This window comes from Streptomyces sp. S.PNR 29 (assembly GCF_030386795.1).
Taxonomy (GTDB): Bacteria; Actinomycetota; Actinomycetes; order Streptomycetales; family Streptomycetaceae; genus Streptomyces.
In genome coordinates, this window is sequence record NZ_JANUQM010000010.1 from 217,346 (window position 1) to 230,295 (window position 12,950).

The following is a 12,950-nucleotide window of genomic DNA, read 5'->3' on the forward strand; positions in this document are numbered from 1 at the left end:
TGGGGTATGTGACATAGTACTGGCGTGAGTCAGCGACTGACCTGCGATGTCGTGGTCGTCGGGGCCGGCATGGTGGGCGCCGCCTGTGCCCTGTACGCGGCCCGCGCGGGCCTGGACGTCGTCGTGCTCGACCGCGGTCCGGTGGCCGGCGGCACCACGGGCGCGGGGGAGGGCAACCTCCTCGTCTCCGACAAGGCGCCCGGTCCCGAGCTCGAACTGGCCCTGCTGTCCTGCCGGTTGTGGGCCGAACTGGCCGAGGAACCGGGCAGGGCGATCGAGTACGAGCCCAAGGGCGGGGTCGTCGTCGCCACCACGCCCGAGGCGCTGGGCGGGCTGGAGGAGTTCGCGGCCGGTCAGCGTGGAGCCGGAGTCGACGCGGTGAGCGTCCCGGCCGGGCAACTCCACGATCTGGAGCCGTACATGGCCCCCGGACTCGCGGGCGCGGTGCACTACCCGCAGGACGCCCAGGTGATGCCCGCCCTCGCCGCCGCCCAGCTGCTGCGGGCGTCGGGGGCGCGACTGATCGGCGGCCGGGCGGTGACAAAGGTGCTGCGCACGGCGGACGGTGCGGTGCGGGGCGTACGGACCGAGGCGGGGGAGGTGCACGCCCCCGCGGTCGTCAACGCGGCCGGTACCTGGGGCGGTGAGGTGGCCGCGCTCGCCGGAGTGTCCCTGCCGGTCCTCCCCAGACGAGGGTTCGTCCTCGTCACCGAGCCGCTGCCGCGCCGCGTACGGCACAAGGTGTACGCCGCCGACTACGTCGCCGACGTCGCCAGCGACTCGGCGGCGCTGCAGACCTCCCCGGTGGTGGAGGGCACCGCCGCCGGGCCGATCCTCATCGGCGCCAGTCGTGAACGGGTCGGCTACGACCGGTCGTTGTCGCTCCCGGCGCTGCGGGCGCTGGCGGCGGGCGCGACGCGTCTGTTCCCGTTCCTGGCCCAGGTACGGGCCATGCGCGCCTACGTCGGCTTCCGGCCGTACCTGCCCGACCATCTTCCCGCGATCGGCCCCGACCCCCGGGCGCCCGGTCTGCTGCACGCCTGCGGACACGAGGGCGCGGGCATCGGACTCGCCACCGGCACCGGGCAGCTGATCGCACAGGCGCTGACCGGCCGCAGGACCGACCTGGACCTCACGCCGTTCCGGCCCGACCGCTTTGCCCAGGAGACCGAGTGAACCCACTGGAGTTGGCGAGAGCGCGGCCCGGCCCCTCCTTCACCGTCACCTTCGACGGCCGGGAGATCGAGGCGCTGCCCGGCCAGACGGTCGCCGCCGCGCTGTGGGCGGCCGGAGTCACCTCCTGGCGCTCCACGCGGGGCGCGGGCCGCCCGCGCGGGATCTTCTGCGGGATCGGCGTCTGCTTCGACTGCCTCGTGACCGTGAACGGGCGGCCCAACCTCAGGGCCTGTCTCGTGCCCGTGCGGCCGGGTGACGTGATCCGCACCCAGGAGGGGACGGGACATGAGGACTGACCTCGCGGTGATCGGCGCGGGCCCGGCGGGGCTCGCGGCCTCCCTGGCGGCGGCCGCGCGCGGTGTGCGGGTCGCGCTGGTCGACGGGGCGGACGGGCCGGGCGGGCAGTTCTACCGGCAGCCCGCCGCCGGGCTCGGGGCGCGGCGGCCGGAGGCACTGCACCACCGGTGGCGCACCTGGGAGCGGCTGCGGGACGGGCTCGCCGCCAGTGACGTACGGCTGCTGACCGGCCATCACGTGTGGTGCGTGGAAAGGGAAGCCGACGGCTTCACGGTGCACGCGCTGCTCGGTCCCGAGCAGGACGAGCCGGTCGCCGTGCGCGCCGACGCCGTGCTGCTCGCGACCGGCGGGTACGAGCAGGTGCTGCCGTTTCCCGGCTGGACCCTGCCCGGTGTCGTCACCGCCGGAGGCGCCCAGGCCATGCTCAAGGCGGGGCTCGCGGTGCAGGGGAGGACGGCTGTCGTGGCCGGGACCGGGCCCTTGCTGCTTCCCGTGACGACCGGGCTCGCGACGGCGGGCGTCGAGGTGGCGGCACTCGTGGAGTCCGCCGACCCGAAGGGCTTCATCCGTCACGGCCGTGCCCTCGCCGGCAAACTCCCCGAGGGCGCCGGACACGCGGCCCGGCTCCTGCGGCACCGCGTCCGGTTCCTGGCCCGCCACACGGTCGTCCGTGCCCACGGCGAGGACCGGCTGACCGGCGTCACCGTCGCCGCCCTCGACGCCGGCGGGCGCGTCCGGCCCGGCACCGAGCGGCGCATCCCCTGCGACACCCTCGCCGTCGGCCACGGCATGCTCCCGCACACCGACCTCGCCGAGAGCCTCGGCTGCCGCCTCGACGGACTCACCGTGGCGGTCGACGCCGAGCAGCGCACGGACGTCCCCGGTGTGTGGGCCGCCGGAGAAGCCACCGGCATCGGCGGAGCCGCCCTCGCGCTCGCCGAGGGCCACATCGCCGGACGCTCGATCGCCGCACGTCTCAAGGGCACGGCACCCGACCCGGCGGACCGGTCCCCGGCCGCCAGGTCCCGCGCCAAGCTCCGCAAGGCCGCCGACGCCCTCACCGCCGCCTACGCGCCGCCCGGGCACTGGGCCGGTCAGGTCACCGACGACACCGTCGTGTGCCGCTGCGAGGAGGTCACCGCCGGTGCCGTCCGGGAGGCCCGCGACCTCGGCGCCGGTGACGTCCGCACCGTGAAACTGCTGACCCGGGCCGGGATGGGCTGGTGCCAGGGCCGGATGTGCGGGCCCGCGGTCGCCGGGCTCACCGGATGCGACCTCACCCCGTCCCCGCGGCCCTTCGCACGTCCCGTGCCGCTCGGCGTACTCGCCCAGGAGCCCACCGACGAAAGGTAGGACCCTCATGCCCGACCACCGCCCCTGGCGCGGCGTCCTCGTCGCCACCGCGCTTCCGCTGAACGACGACCTCTCCGTGAACCACGACAAGTTCGCCGAGCACTGCGTCTGGCTGATCGAGAACGGCTGCGACGGCGTGGTGCCGAACGGCTCCCTCGGCGAGTACCAGGTGCTCACCCCCGAGGAACGCGCCAAGGTCGTCGAGACGGCCGTCGCCGCGATCGGCGGGAAGCACGTGATGCCCGGCGTGGCGGCCTACGGGTCCGCGGAGGCGCGGCGCTGGGCCGAGCAGGCGCGGGACGCGGGCTGCCGGGCGGTGATGCTGCTGCCGCCCAACGCCTACCGCGCCGACGAGCGTTCCGTCCTCGCCCACTACGCGGAGGTCGCCAAGGCGGGCCTGCCGGTCGTCGCGTACAACAACCCCATCGACACCAAGGTCGACCTGGTGCCGGAGCTCCTCGCCAAGCTGCACGCCGAGGGATACATCCACGGCGTGAAGGAGTTCTCCGGAGACGTCCGCCGCGCCTACCGGCTCGCCGAACTCGCCCCGGAACTCGACCTGTTGATCGGCGCCGACGACGTCCTGCTGGAGCTCGCCATCGCGGGCGCCAAGGGCTGGGTCGCCGGCTACCCGAACGCGCTGCCCGCCGCGTCCGTCGAGCTGTACCACGCCGCCGTCGACGGCGACCTGTCCACCGCCGGCCGGCTCTACCGCCAGCTGCACCCCCTCCTGCGCTGGGACTCCCGGGTCGAGTTCGTCCAGGCGATCAAGCTGTCCATGGACGTCGTCGGGCGGCACGGCGGCCCGGTCCGCCCGCCGCGCATGCGGCTGCTGCCCGAGCAGGAGGCCGCCGTGCGCGCCGCCACCGAGAAGGCCGTCGCCGCCGGGCTCGCCTACGAGAAGGACTGATCATGCGCAGCACCCTCGTCCTGCACGCCGTCGACTCGCACACCGAGGGCATGCCGACCCGCGTCATCACCGGCGGCATCGGCACCATCCCCGGCGCCACCATGAACGAGCGGCGGCTGTACTTCCGCGAACACCGCGACGACGTCAAGCAGCTGCTGATGAACGAGCCGCGCGGCCACGCCGCCATGAGCGGCGCCGTCCTTCAGCCCCCGACCCGCCCCGACTGCGACTGGGGCGTCGTCTACATCGAGGTCTCCGGCTACCTGCCGATGTGCGGGCACGGCACGATCGGCGTCGCCACCGTGCTCGTGGAGACCGGCATGGTCGAGGTCGTGGAGCCCGTCACCACGATCCGCCTCGACACCCCGGCCGGAGTCGTCGTCGCCGAGGTCGCCGTCGAGAACGGTGCCGCCAAGGCCGTCACGCTGCGGAACGTCCCGTCCTTCGCCGTCGCCCTCGACCGCAAGGCGACCCTGCCCGACGGGCGGACGGTGACGTACGACCTGGCCTTCGGCGGCAACTTCTACGCCATCCTGCCGCTGGAGCAGTTCGGCCTGCCCTTCGACCGGTCCCGCAAGGACGACATCCTGAAGGCGGGACTGGCGCTGATGGACGCCGTCAACGCAGAGGAGGAGCCCGTCCACCCGGAGGACCCCTCCGTCCACGGCTGCCACCACGTGTACCTGGCCGCTCCCGGCTCGACCGCCCGCCACTCACGGCACGCCATGGCGATCCACCCCGGCTGGTTCGACCGCTCGCCCTGCGGCACCGGCACCAGCGCGCGCATGGCGCAGCTGCACGCGCGCGGCGAACTCCCGCTGCACACCGAGTTCGTGAACGAGTCCTTCATCGGAACCCGCTTCACCGGACGCCTCCTCGGCACCACCGAGGTGGCCGGACGCCCGGCCGTCCTGCCCAGCTTCACCGGCCGCGCCTGGATCACCGGCACCGCCCAGTACCTGCTGGATCCCGAGGACCCCTTCCCGGCGGGCTTCGTGCTGTAGGCAGGGCCGATAATCTCCGGTGACCGAAGGAGGACGACCACCATGGCCCCGCAGCACAGCCCCGACCTGCCCGTGCTGGGCGGCAGGAAGCCCAGCTACCGGGAGCGGGTCGCGGACGCGCTGCGGGCCGCGCTGATCGCCGGCGAACTGCGGCCCGGCGAGGTGTACTCGGCGCCCGCCCTCGCCGCCCGGTTCGGCGTCTCCGCGACGCCGGTGCGCGAGGCGATGCTCGACCTCGCCAAGGAGGGCCTGGTCGACACCGTGCCCAACAAGGGCTTCCGGGTCACCGCCGTCTCCGAGAAGCAGCTCGACGAGTACACCCACATCCGGTCCCTGATCGAGATCCCGACGACGGCCGCACTCGCCGCCACCGCCGATCCCCTCGCCCTTCAGGCCCTGCGGCCCCTGGCCCAGGAGATCGTCACCCAGGCCGCGGCCGGCGACCTCATCGCGTACGTCGAGGCGGATCTGCGCTTCCACCTCGGACTGCTGGCGCTCGCCGGCAACGACCATCTCGTGGAGGTCGTCCGGGACCTCAGACGCCGCTCCCGGCTCTACGGCCTGACGGCACTGGCCGAGCAGGGGCGGCTGGAGGCGTCGGCGGAGGAGCACCTCGCACTCCTCGACGCCCTGCTGGCGCGGGACGAGGAGGCCGTACGGGCGGTGATGACCCGGCACCTCGGGCACGTCCGCGGCCTGTGGGCCGCTCACTGACCGGTCTTCTCCGCCCCTCCGTGCTTCGCCGCCTGGATCTGCTCGTACAGGGAGGCGGACAGCACGAGCACCCGCTCGCCGAGGTACCCGGACTCGTCCGCGTCCATCACGGTCGGCACCCGCTTCCCGGCGCACGTCACCTCCGTGGGCCGGGGTCCTCGCGCACCTCCCGGACGACGCGATCGAGGCCCGGCTCGCCCGCTCAGGTCGGTCGCCGCCCCGGTGCGGGACCGGGACGGCGAGGTGGTCGAGTCCGTGCGCCGTGATCTGCTGCCCCGCCTGCCGGCGGCCGTCGCGCGGATCGACGCCGACCCGGGGAATCACAGGTCCAGCACGAGCCGCTTCCCACGACACCGGGACACACAGATCATCATCGTCTCGCCGCTCTCCCGCTCCTCCTGCGTGAGCACCGAGTCCCGGTGGTCCGGGGTGCCCTCCAGGACGTCGGTCTCGCAGGTGCCGCAGGTGCCCTCGGTGCAGGAGTACAGCACCTCGATGCCGGCGGCGCGGACGGTGTCGAGCACGGAGACGTCCGCGGGGACGGTGAGCGTGCGTCCGCTCTGCGCGAGCTCGACCTCGAACTCGGCGTCGTCGCCCGTCTGTTGCTCGTTCGCCTGGAACCGCTCCACGTGCAGCACCCCGGACGGGCACCGCTCCTCGACCGCGTCGAGCAGCGGACCGGGACCACAGCAGTAGACGAGCGTGCCGTCCGCCAGATCACCGAGCACGGAGGCCAGGTCCAGCAGCCCCGTCTCGTCCTGCGGCGCCAGCGTGACCCGTTCCCCGTACCGCCCCAACTCCCCGGTGAACGCCATGGAGGCACGCGTCCGCCCGCCGTAGAGCAGCGTCCACTCGGCGCCCGCCGCCTCCGCCGCCGCCAGCATCGGCAGGATCGGCGTGATGCCGATGCCGCCGGCGATGAAGCGGTAGCGGGGCGCGGACTGAAGCCGGAAGTGGTTCCGCGGCCCGCGCACCCGTACCTTGTCGCCCTGCCCCACCTGGTCGTGCACGTACGCCGATCCGCCGCGTCCGTCCGGCTCGCGCAGTACGGCGATCCGCCAGGTGTCCCGGTCGGCCGGGTCGCCGCACAGCGAGTACTGCCGCTCCAGGTCCGGGCCGAGGACCACGTCGACGTGGGCGCCCGGCTCCCAGGCGGGCAGCTGCTCGCCCAGCGGGTGGCGCAGGGTGAGGGCGAGCACGCCCTCGGCCACCGACTCCTTGCGGTCGACGACGAGTTCGGCTTCGTACAGGGTCATGAGTCGGTTCCTCGCGGCTCGTGTCCTTGCGGGTGGGCCAGCATCCATTCCCACATCTCGACCGGATCCTGCGCGGTGTGTTCGGCGCCACAGTGGCAGGTGCCGTGCAGGACGTCGGTGCCCGGCAGCCAGTCGATGCGGTAGATCTCGCCCGTCGGGGAGGTCACTGGACCTTCTCCACGGGCTTCTCGCCCTCCTCGACCAGGCGGGCGAGGATACGGCGGGCGGCCAGACCGCCGGTGTCGATGTTGATGCTCAGCTCCTGGTAGCCGGTGCGCTCGGTGCCGAGCGTCTTCTGCAGCAGGTTGAGCGCGGTCACGTCCTGCATGACGACCGTGTGGTTGTTGCCCCGCAGGAACTCGGTGACCTCGGCGTCGTCCGTCGCCCAGTCGCGCGAGACCATCCAGAAGTCGTACACCTTGCCGTCGGCGGACGGTGTGATCGCGTACGTGATCTCGGTGTGGAAGCCGTTCGGGTCGCTGCCGTCCGGCTCGGGCAGCACGCCGACCGGGGCGATCCGGCTGTGCAGCAGGTACAGGCAGGGGGCGTGGTACTCGATGTCCTGCCAGCGCGTGATCCGCCCCTCGATGCCGGTCGACCTGGCGTAGAACGGCGGGCACTCGGCGTCGTCCATGTGCCGGCTCACCCGGACGATCCCGGCGCCCTCGTCGACCTCCGTGGTGATCGGCGTCTCGGCGACCTCCGGGGTGCCGATGTAGCCGCCGTGCAGATACGTCTCGTGGGAGAGGTCGAGGAGGTTGTCGACGAGGAGGCCGTAGTCGCAGTCGATGGGCTCCATGCCGCGGACGGTGACCCAGCCGGGGGAGTCCAGGTGCTTCGCCCGCGGGATGGTCTGCGGGTCGGCGAGGGCCGGGTCGCCGATCCACACCCAGATCAGGGAGTCCTGCTCGACGACGGGGTAGGAGGCGACGCGGGCGGTGCGCGGTATCCGTTTCTGTCCCGGCACGTACACGCACGTGCCGGTCGTGTCGTACGTGAACCCGTGGTAGCCGCACACGATCCGGTCGCCGTCGAGGCGGGTCGGGGCTTCCGACAGCGGGTAGCGGCGGTGCACACAGCGGTCGTGCAGGGCGACCGGCGTCCCGTCCTCCTCGGTCCGGTAGAAGACGAGCGTCTCACCGAGGATCGTCCGGCCGAGCAGCTCGCGTCCGACTTCGTGGCTGTAGGCGGCGACGTACCACTGGTTCCTGGCGAAGGCGGTCATGTGAGGCATGGGGTTCCCGTCCCTGTCGGCGGGGCGTCGTCGCCCCGCGTGCCGTGGTTGGGATCAGGGTCCTGACGGCTGTGGTGGCCGCGCAAGGCGGCTTCTGCCAGGCGGAAGGGGCTCTGCGAAAGAGCTGTTCAGGGCGTTGTCATGCGTCTTGCCTGTCACTGGCGGCGGCTGCGGGGCGTCGCCGCTGGGCGGATCACTCCTGAGGTGGCCGGTGATGGGTTTGGCGAACACGGTGGCAATGCCCCAGGCGGCGACCAGGACGGCCACCCCGGCGAGAGCGGCCACCGCACGCGGACGCCACGAGCCCCGGTTTCCGGTCCCCTTGCCATCACGGTCGCCCGGTCCACGGGAACTGCCGCCCGGCCCGCGGAAGCTGCCGCCGCCCATGCCACGGGACTCGCCACCCGGGACACGAGCCCCGTCCGGCGTGGCGCCCCACGACCCCGCACCCCCGCCCGGACAGTTCCCCGCGCAGCGCTGCCACAGTCCGGCGCAGGCCCTGACGGCGTACGGGTCTCTCCACCCATCGGTAAGAAGCCGCCGCCACGGCCACAGCGGTCAATCGTCCCACTCCGCTTGGACAAGTCGTTCCAGTGCGGCGGCGGTTCGGTTGAACCCCTGGTCGCCGAGCAGGGCCCGCAACTCCCCGTTGAACCGGTCGATCTCGGGCCGGGCGGCGCGCAGCGCGGCGTGGCCGTCGCCAGTCAGCTCCAGAACGACGGCACGGTGCTCGCGCGGATGCGCGCGCTTGGCGACGAGTCCCGCCCCGGTGAGCCGGGTGACCAGCGCGGTGACGGCAGACTCGCGCACTCCGAGAGTGCCGGCGAGTTGCCTCTGGGTGATGCCGGGCCGGTCGTGGACGGCGAACAGCGCGCCGATCTGCGCGGTGGTGACCCCGGCGGCGGCCAGGCACCGGCGGTCCGCGACCGTACGCAGTTGGTGCGTCGCGCGCTGCAACAGGAAGAACAGGCGGGGGTCGGGATCGGGCATGTGGTGCCGCCCGCCCCACCGGCGCGGTGGACCGGGGCGGTGGACCGCTCTCGACGGCCTTGGCTCCTCTCAGAGCTGTGTCACTTTGCAGGAAGGTGAGCCGGTAGCTACTACCATCCTATTCAACAATATGATTAGGTGCCTAGTTGTCCATCGGTGATCGTGTGCCACTTCCATCATCAGCGTTGACGAGAGGCGGTCAGCCCCGTGTCGAGCAGTGCGTATCTGCGCTATGTCGCCTTGGGTGACAGTCACACAGAGGGGCTCGGGGACGGCGACGACGTCCGTGGTCTTCGGGGGTGGGCGGACCGGCTCGCCGAGCAGGTCGCTCGCCACAGTCCCGGCCTGCTCTACGCCAACCTCGCGGTGCGCGGCCGTAAGGCCGGTCAGGTGCGCGCCGAGCAGCTCGGTCCGGCTCTCGCGATGCGGCCCGACCTCGCCACCGTGGTGGCTGGGGTCAATGACGTGTTGCGTCCGAGGTGCGACCTCGACGAGGTGGCCGGCCATGTCGAGGCGATGTTCGCCGCCCTCACCGCGCAGGGCGCCACCGTCGCGACCCTCATGTTTCCCGACGTCGGGCGTATCACGCCGTTGGCCCGCCCGATCGGTCACCGTGTTCTCGCTCTCAACGCGCGCATCCGGGAGGCCGCCGACCGCCACGGCGTAGTGGTCGCGGAGACGGCAGCGCACGCGGCGGCGACCGATCCGCGGTTGTGGAGTGCTGACCGGCTGCATGCAGGCCCGCTGGGACACGCGCGCATCGCCGCTGCCGTGGCCCAGGCGCTCGGTCTGCCGGGCAGCGACGACAAGTGGGCCCTTCCCCTTCCGGCCGCGGGGACGGACATCTCTGCCTGGAGGGCCGTGGGTGCCGAACTGCGCTGGGTCGGCACCTTCCTCGGCCCCTGGATCGGCCGCCGCCTGCGTGGCCGCTCCTCCGGCGACGGCCGCCAGGCCAAGCGGCCTGCGCTGCGTCCGGTGGCCGGGTTCGCTGAGGACACCTCCCCAACGGTGTGATGCTCTGGCTTGCGACGACGCCGGTGGCTCCTCGTGCTGAACTCTCCTCGTCGGACGGTAGTTGGACAGTGCGAGCCACGCAGGTCGAGCTGCCCGTTGCCGTGCTCCCGGTGTGCCATCTATTACTGGCTCCAGGTTGGGCCGCCGCAGGTCAGCTGTCGGCCCGGAGTGCGGCCGTGCGCTGTTCGAGCCTGCGCAGTGCCATGTCCCCCCACTGGAGGTTCTCCCGCTCGAAGGACATTCCGCGCAGCAGGGTGAGGTATGGGCCGATGCGCTCGGCCTCGGCGAAGTACGCCTCCTCGGAGCGACCGTCGAGCAGACGTTGCCGGAGCCGCTCGTAGCGGGCCAGCTTGGCGGTGGCCCACTCCATGCGCTCGGCGATGGCGGTCCGGACCGCTTCCACGTCGCCCGCGTCCAGGCACTGCACCTTGACCATCAGCTCGTCCCGGATCACCGCCGGTTTGCCCAAGGGTTCGGCGGTGTAGGCGTGGACGGCCTTCCGCCCGGCCTCCGTCAGGGAGAACAGTCGCTTGTTGGGGCGTCGCTCCTGCTCGACGACGCGGGCCGTGACGAGTCCATCGGCCTCCATGCGTTCCAGCTCCCGGTAGAGCTGCTGGGGCGTCGACATCCAGAAGTTGGCGACCGTCGCGTCGAACGCCTTCGCGAGGTCGTACCCGGACGCCTCGCCCTCCAGCAGCGCGGCCATCACCGCGTTCCGCAAAGCCATGGACACACGCTAGCACCGCTGTGATTAGTCAACGAAGTGAGTGACGGTCACCCCCTCCTTGTAGACAAGCCCTGACAAGCCCTCTAATCTCGCTTACACTTACTCAAGTTTTTGACTATGTGAGGCGGGCTCGTGCATCCCTTCCGCAAAGCTGTCGAGAGCGGCGACATGGACGCCGTGGCCGCTCTGCTGGCCGACGACGTCGTCTTCACCAGCCCCGTCGCCTTCAAGCCATACGCGGGCAAGGCCATCACCGCCGCGATCCTGCGCGGCGTGTCCCGGGTCTTCCAGGACTTCACCTACGTCCGCGAGATAGCCAACCCCGACGGCCGCGACCACGCCTTCGTCTTCACCGCCACCGTCGCCGGCAAGAAGCTCCACGGCTGCGACTTCCTGCACTTCGACGACAACGGGAAGATCGACGAGTTCACGGTGATGGTCCGCCCGCTCTCCGCCGCCCAGGCACTCTCCGAGGCCATGGGCGCCCAGTTCGAGCAGATCGCCCGAGAGGCTGCCGAACAATGACCGCGACGAGGGACGTCGACGCGGTGGTCATCGGCGCGGGCGACGCCGGACTGACCGCCGCCGCCACCCTCCAGCGCGCGGGACTGCGCACCCTCTTGGTGGAGCGCCCTGAAGGACGTCCTGGACGAGCACCGCGACGACCCCGGCATCAAGTCGGTCCTCGGCACGTATGGGCCGTACCTCGGTCAGCCGCCCTCCCGGCTCGCGTTCGGCCTTCTCGAATGTGACGCGTCCTCGTCCTGCGGGCTTGTCACGACTGAAATGTTCGGTCGATGGCCCAGCGTGTCAGGGGTTTGTCCAGGCTTTCGGGGCGTCGCTCAGCGCGGCCACGTCTGCGGGCAGTTGGGCCGATGCCACGTCGGCGAGCGACACGCCCTCAAGGATGGCGCGCACGTTGGACCGCAACGCGATCCACAGGGGGAGCAGTGACTCGGCGGGGCCGGTGTAGGACAGCTCGGGCGGGCGGACCCCGCGCACCGAGACCAAGGGTCCCTCCACGACGCGGATGACGTCGGCGATGCTGATCGACTCGGCGGGTTTGGCCAGCCGGTAGCCGCCGTTGCCGCCGCGCTGGCTGAGCACGAGACCGCCCCGGCGCATGTCGTTCAGGATGCTTTCGAGGAACTTGTGCGGGATGTCCTGGGCGTCGGCGATGGCCTCGGCCTTCATCGGCCCGTCATCGCGTGACGCGGCGAGCTGCAGCGCGGCACGTACCGCGTAGTCCGCTCTGGCTGAGATCCGCATGCGTCCATTATCCCGTAAGGCTTCGGCCGTCATCCGCTACGGGCAGGCCGCCGGGCGGGAGCGGATGTCCCTGCCCGGCGGCCGCGAGTGGCGGGTGCGGCGCTCAGGCCGCGACCGGGGTGTAGTGGGCGGCATCGTCGCCCTCGATGACGTGGCTGAGAGTGCCGTCGACACCGGCCGGGACGTCGCCCGCGACGGTCACGCGGTGCAGCAGGCGCGGCAGGTCACCGTAGTCGTCGGGGGCGTAGTGCTGGGTGATGCGGTTGTCGAACAGGACGAGGTCGCCGGGCGTCCAGGCCACGCGCACGATGTTCTCGGGACGCGTGACGTACGACTGGAAGATGCGCAGCAGGTCGCGGGAGTCGGACGGGCCGAGGCCCACGATGCTCTGGGCGAAGCCGCCGACGAACAGCCCACGCTCCCCGGTCTCGGGGTGGACGCGGACGACTGGGTGGGCGGTTCGGTACTTCCGGGAGACGAACCGCCTGCGGTGCTCGGCCGCTTTCTCGCTCTTCGGGGCGGCGTAGTCGTAGTCGTTGGTGTGCACCGCCCACAGCTTGTCCGCCAGCTCCCGCAGCGGCTCGGGCAGATCCCGGTACGCGGCGGCCGAGTTGGCGATGAGCGTGTTGCCGCCGTAGGGCGGGACCACGATGCTGCGCAGCGTGGACGCCTTCGGGGGCGTACGGACGAAGGTGACGTCCGTGTGCCATTGGTTGGCGCGGATCCCCTCGTCGCCGTCGACCGGCAGGATGTTCGGCTGGCCGTCGACGGAGGGGACCGTCGGGTGCGCGGTGGTCAGCTCACCGAAGAGGGAGGCGAAGCGGAGCTGGCCCGCGTCGTCCAGCTCCTGGTCGCGGAAGACGAGCGCCTTGTGTTCCAGGAGCGCGGAGTTGATCTCGGTGACGACGGCGGGGGCGAGCTCGGTGGAAAGATCCACGCCGAGGATTTCGGCGCCGATACGGCCGCCGATCCTGCGGATGTCGAAGTCGGTGCTGGTGGTCATGCG

Annotated in this window: 17 protein-coding genes; 9 read left to right on the forward strand and 8 right to left on the reverse strand. The window is 72.0% G+C overall.

Going from position 1 to position 12,950, the window contains the following annotated elements; all coding sequences use genetic code 11:
* Window positions 1-24: 24 nt before the first annotated feature.
* The 6 genes from NW895_RS26465 to NW895_RS26490 are packed head-to-tail and all read left to right on the forward strand — an operon-like array spanning window position 25 to window position 5,454.
* A complete protein-coding gene (locus NW895_RS26465) occupies window positions 25-1,176 on the forward strand; it encodes an FAD-binding oxidoreductase (RefSeq protein ID WP_289938579.1) in 1,152 nt (383 codons plus the stop codon).
* Window positions 1,173-1,472 (forward strand): (2Fe-2S)-binding protein, encoded by a 300-nt coding sequence (locus tag NW895_RS26470; RefSeq protein WP_289938580.1) that lies wholly within the window; start codon window positions 1,173-1,175, stop codon window positions 1,470-1,472. Before NW895_RS26465 ends, NW895_RS26470 begins: the two co-directional genes overlap by 4 nt.
* The gene (locus NW895_RS26475; RefSeq protein WP_289938581.1) at window positions 1,462-2,826 is read left to right on the forward strand and encodes an NAD(P)/FAD-dependent oxidoreductase; all 1,365 of its coding nucleotides are present in this window, start codon (window positions 1,462-1,464) and stop codon (window positions 2,824-2,826) included. Before NW895_RS26470 ends, NW895_RS26475 begins: the two co-directional genes overlap by 11 nt.
* A 7-nt stretch (window positions 2,827-2,833) precedes the next feature.
* Window positions 2,834-3,736, forward strand: coding sequence for a dihydrodipicolinate synthase family protein (locus NW895_RS26480; RefSeq protein ID WP_289938582.1), 903 nt, complete (start codon window positions 2,834-2,836; stop codon window positions 3,734-3,736).
* A 2-nt stretch (window positions 3,737-3,738) separates the two neighbouring features.
* On the forward strand, window positions 3,739-4,740 hold the full coding sequence (locus NW895_RS26485) for a proline racemase family protein (RefSeq protein WP_289938583.1): 1,002 nt from the start codon (window positions 3,739-3,741) through the stop codon (window positions 4,738-4,740).
* A gap of 42 nt (window positions 4,741-4,782) precedes the next feature.
* Window positions 4,783-5,454, forward strand: coding sequence for a GntR family transcriptional regulator (locus NW895_RS26490; RefSeq protein ID WP_289938584.1), 672 nt, complete (start codon window positions 4,783-4,785; stop codon window positions 5,452-5,454).
* Here NW895_RS26490 and NW895_RS26495 read toward each other — a convergent pair.
* The 5 genes from NW895_RS26495 to NW895_RS26515 form a co-directional block, all read right to left on the reverse strand.
* Window positions 5,448-5,594, reverse strand: a complete 147-nt coding sequence (locus NW895_RS26495; protein WP_289938585.1) for a hypothetical protein — start codon at window positions 5,592-5,594, stop codon at window positions 5,448-5,450. The genes NW895_RS26490 and NW895_RS26495 overlap by 7 nt on opposite strands.
* A 180-nt stretch (window positions 5,595-5,774) precedes the next feature.
* On the reverse strand, window positions 5,775-6,710 hold the full coding sequence (locus NW895_RS26500; protein ID WP_289938586.1) for a PDR/VanB family oxidoreductase: 936 nt from the start codon (window positions 6,708-6,710) through the stop codon (window positions 5,775-5,777).
* Window positions 6,707-6,877, reverse strand: a complete 171-nt coding sequence (locus NW895_RS26505) for a hypothetical protein (protein WP_289938587.1) — start codon at window positions 6,875-6,877, stop codon at window positions 6,707-6,709. Before NW895_RS26505 ends, NW895_RS26500 begins: the two co-directional genes overlap by 4 nt.
* Window positions 6,874-7,944, reverse strand: coding sequence for an aromatic ring-hydroxylating dioxygenase subunit alpha (locus tag NW895_RS26510; protein ID WP_289938588.1), 1,071 nt, complete (start codon window positions 7,942-7,944; stop codon window positions 6,874-6,876). The genes NW895_RS26505 and NW895_RS26510 overlap by 4 nt, the downstream gene beginning before the upstream one ends.
* Before the next feature lie 558 nt (window positions 7,945-8,502).
* Entirely contained in the window at window positions 8,503-8,934 is a 432-nt protein-coding gene (locus NW895_RS26515; protein ID WP_289938589.1) for a MarR family winged helix-turn-helix transcriptional regulator, read from the reverse strand.
* A gap of 207 nt (window positions 8,935-9,141) precedes the next feature.
* On the opposite strand from NW895_RS26515, the gene NW895_RS26520 reads away from it, so the two are divergent.
* Window positions 9,142-9,948, forward strand: a complete 807-nt coding sequence (locus NW895_RS26520) for an SGNH/GDSL hydrolase family protein (protein WP_289938590.1) — start codon at window positions 9,142-9,144, stop codon at window positions 9,946-9,948.
* Window positions 9,949-10,099: 151 nt separating this feature from the next.
* Here the strand turns inward: NW895_RS26520 and NW895_RS26525 are convergent, their stop codons facing one another.
* Window positions 10,100-10,675, reverse strand: coding sequence for a PadR family transcriptional regulator (locus NW895_RS26525; protein ID WP_289938591.1), 576 nt, complete (start codon window positions 10,673-10,675; stop codon window positions 10,100-10,102).
* Window positions 10,676-10,807: 132 nt separating this feature from the next.
* Between NW895_RS26525 and NW895_RS26530 the strand changes: the two genes are divergently transcribed.
* Window positions 10,808-11,200 (forward strand): nuclear transport factor 2 family protein, encoded by a 393-nt coding sequence (locus tag NW895_RS26530; protein ID WP_289938592.1) that lies wholly within the window; start codon window positions 10,808-10,810, stop codon window positions 11,198-11,200.
* Window positions 11,197-11,427: an FAD-binding protein gene (locus tag NW895_RS26535; RefSeq protein WP_289938593.1), complete on the forward strand. Its 231-nt coding sequence runs from the start codon at window positions 11,197-11,199 to the stop codon at window positions 11,425-11,427. The genes NW895_RS26530 and NW895_RS26535 overlap by 4 nt, the downstream gene beginning before the upstream one ends.
* Window positions 11,428-11,485: 58 nt before the next feature.
* Here NW895_RS26535 and NW895_RS26540 read toward each other — a convergent pair whose 3' ends face one another.
* Both NW895_RS26540 and NW895_RS26545 read right to left on the reverse strand, forming a co-directional pair.
* Window positions 11,486-11,944: an Rrf2 family transcriptional regulator gene (locus NW895_RS26540; protein ID WP_289938594.1), complete on the reverse strand. Its 459-nt coding sequence runs from the start codon at window positions 11,942-11,944 to the stop codon at window positions 11,486-11,488.
* Between the two features lie 103 nt (window positions 11,945-12,047).
* On the reverse strand, window positions 12,048-12,947 hold the full coding sequence (locus NW895_RS26545) for a TauD/TfdA family dioxygenase (protein ID WP_289938596.1): 900 nt from the start codon (window positions 12,945-12,947) through the stop codon (window positions 12,048-12,050).
* Between the last annotated feature and the right edge of the window lie 3 nt (window positions 12,948-12,950).

Bases quoted from the DNA above. Each gene is read 5' to 3' on its own strand.
- NW895_RS26490 (WP_289938584.1), top strand. From the start codon at position 4,783: ATGGCCCCGCAGCACAGCCCCGACCTGCCCGTGCTGGGCGGCAGGAAG.
- NW895_RS26545 (WP_289938596.1), bottom strand. From the start codon at position 12,947: ATGACCACCAGCACCGACTTCGACATCCGCAGGATCGGCGGCCGTATC.
- NW895_RS26480 (WP_289938582.1), top strand. From the start codon at position 2,834: ATGCCCGACCACCGCCCCTGGCGCGGCGTCCTCGTCGCCACCGCGCTT.
- NW895_RS26475 (WP_289938581.1), top strand. From the start codon at position 1,462: ATGAGGACTGACCTCGCGGTGATCGGCGCGGGCCCGGCGGGGCTCGCG.
- NW895_RS26525 (WP_289938591.1), bottom strand. From the start codon at position 10,675: ATGGCTTTGCGGAACGCGGTGATGGCCGCGCTGCTGGAGGGCGAGGCG.
- NW895_RS26485 (WP_289938583.1), top strand. From the start codon at position 3,739: ATGCGCAGCACCCTCGTCCTGCACGCCGTCGACTCGCACACCGAGGGC.
- NW895_RS26540 (WP_289938594.1), bottom strand. From the start codon at position 11,944: ATGCGGATCTCAGCCAGAGCGGACTACGCGGTACGTGCCGCGCTGCAG.
- NW895_RS26535 (WP_289938593.1), top strand. From the start codon at position 11,197: ATGACCGCGACGAGGGACGTCGACGCGGTGGTCATCGGCGCGGGCGAC.
- NW895_RS26500 (WP_289938586.1), bottom strand. From the start codon at position 6,710: ATGACCCTGTACGAAGCCGAACTCGTCGTCGACCGCAAGGAGTCGGTG.
- NW895_RS26515 (WP_289938589.1), bottom strand. From the start codon at position 8,934: ATGCCCGATCCCGACCCCCGCCTGTTCTTCCTGTTGCAGCGCGCGACG.
- NW895_RS26510 (WP_289938588.1), bottom strand. From the start codon at position 7,944: ATGCCTCACATGACCGCCTTCGCCAGGAACCAGTGGTACGTCGCCGCC.